At 64.2% G+C, this 1,951-nt stretch carries 3 protein-coding genes; all 3 read left to right on the top strand.

The window, feature by feature from the left end; translation table 11 throughout:
* Positions 1-4 precede the first annotated feature (4 nt).
* Positions 5-100 carry a helix-turn-helix domain-containing protein gene (locus Q8O35_RS06435; RefSeq protein ID WP_305571822.1) on the top strand — a complete coding sequence of 32 codons (96 nt, stop codon included), beginning with the start codon at positions 5-7 and terminating at the stop codon, positions 98-100.
* 387 nt (positions 101-487) lie between these two features.
* Positions 488-1,477, top strand: a complete 990-nt coding sequence (gene glpX, locus Q8O35_RS06440) for a class II fructose-bisphosphatase (protein ID WP_305571820.1) — start codon at positions 488-490, stop codon at positions 1,475-1,477.
* A 27-nt stretch (positions 1,478-1,504) separates the two neighbouring features.
* The coding region (locus Q8O35_RS06445) for a phosphoribulokinase (protein ID WP_305571821.1) at positions 1,505-1,951 on the top strand (447 nt) is incomplete at its 3' end.

Genomic DNA, 1,951 nt, shown 5'->3' on the forward strand with positions numbered 1-1,951 from the left:
TTTCCTGCGCCAGGCCGAGGGTAACGTGAGCGAAGCCGCGCGGATCTCCGGCATCCCCCGCAGAACCTTGTACCGGAAAATGAAGCGCTTCGGCCTCTGAGTCCGCCGCGCGCCGATTCGGCCCGCAAAGATGCTCACCCCCTGTCCTTCAATCCTGCCAGGGGCACAAGGCCGCGTCGGCAGTGCTCCCCGGCCGACCATGCTGGCGCCGTTGCCCCTCGCCATGGCCGAAGGCCTCCGACCCTCTCACCCACCCATCTCTCCAGACCAGCTCATCCTGGCGACAGTGTGCCGGAGTTGGCACAGCACCGCCCACTTTCCTGGGCCACTGTGTCTCCGGCGGCACAGCCGCGCGCTCGCCGCTGGGCCGTGAAAACACACAACGGCTTGACATTGATGTCCTTTTGCATAGGCGATAGTCTTGGCATGTGGGTTGTATTGACACTGGCAGGATACACGCCACGCACCCACACGAAGGAGAACAGACATGACACGCAAGGTATCGACCCGACACCTGGCCGTTGAGCTGACCGCCATCACCGATGCCGCTGCCCTGGCCTCCTTTCGCTGGCTGGGCAAGGGCAGAAAGAAGATGGGCGATGGAGCAGCCGTGGACGCCATGCGCCGGGGCTTCATGCACATGGACATCGACGGGCTGGTGGTCATCGGCGAGGGCGAAAAGGACGAGGCCCCCATGCTTTACAACGGCGAGCGCGTGGGCAGCGGCAAAGGTCCGCAGGTCGACGTGGCCGTGGACCCAGTGGAGGGCACCAGGCTGCTGGCCTTGGGCAAGCCGAACTCCATCGCAGTGGTGGCCCTGTCTCCGCGCGGAACCATGTTCAACCCCGGCCCGGCCTTCTATATGAACAAGCTGGTGGTTTCGGCCCAGGCGCGCGGCCTGGTCAGCATCAACGACCCCATCGGGCGCACCCTTGAGACCGTGGCCCGGAGCCTGGGCAAGAAGGTCGAGGAGCTGATGGTCTTTGTGCTGGACAAGGACCGCCACAGTGATCTGATCCGCGACATCCGCGAGGCCGGGGCGCGCATCCAGCTGCACACCGACGGCGACGTGGCCGGGGCGCTCATGGCCGTCATGCCCGGCACCGGGGTTGACGTGATGATGGGCACCGGCGGAACCCCGGAAGGCGTGCTGGCCGCGGCTGCGGTGCGCGTGCTGGGCGGGGAGATGCAGGGCCTGCTGAACCCGCAGTCCACCGCCGAGGCGCGGGCCGTGCGCGAGGCCGGGTTCGACCTGTCGCGTGTGCTGCGTACCGAAGACTTGGTGGCCAGCGACGACATCCTCTTCGCGGCCACGGGCATCACCGATGGCACCTTTCTGGCCGGGGTGACCCAGACCGAGAGCGGGATCAAGACCAGTGCCATGGTCATGACCGGCTCCAGCGGCACAGTGCGCCGCATCGAATCCGTATACACCCCGCTGCGGCACAGCCAACTTGAAATGCAAGCCTTTGCTTAGACCGACAGAACACAATCGGAGGACATCATGTCACGCACCCGTCCCATCCTTCTCGGCATCGTCGGCGACTCGGCCTCGGGCAAAACCACCATCTCTGCCGGGATTGAGAAAATCCTCGGCCCGGAGCGGGTGACCAACCTCTGTTCCGACGACTACCACAAGTATAACCGTACCCAGCGCAAGGATCTGAACATCTCCGCGCTGCACCCGGACTGCAACCATATCGACATCATGGAGCACAACTTCTACCAGCTGCGCCGGGGCGAGGCCATCCTGAAGCCGGTTTACAACCACACCACCGGCGACTTCGACCCGCCAGTATACGTGAAGCCCAAGGAGTTCGTCATTGTCGAGGGTTTGCTCGGCTTCTACAACCAGAAGATGCGCGACGCCTTTGACGTGAAGATCTACCTCGACCCCCAGGAGGAACTGCGCGTGGACTGGAAGTACAAGCGCGACACGGTAAAGCGTGGC

Source organism: Humidesulfovibrio sp. (assembly GCF_030689645.1).
Classification (GTDB): Bacteria; Desulfobacterota; Desulfovibrionia; order Desulfovibrionales; family Desulfovibrionaceae; genus Humidesulfovibrio.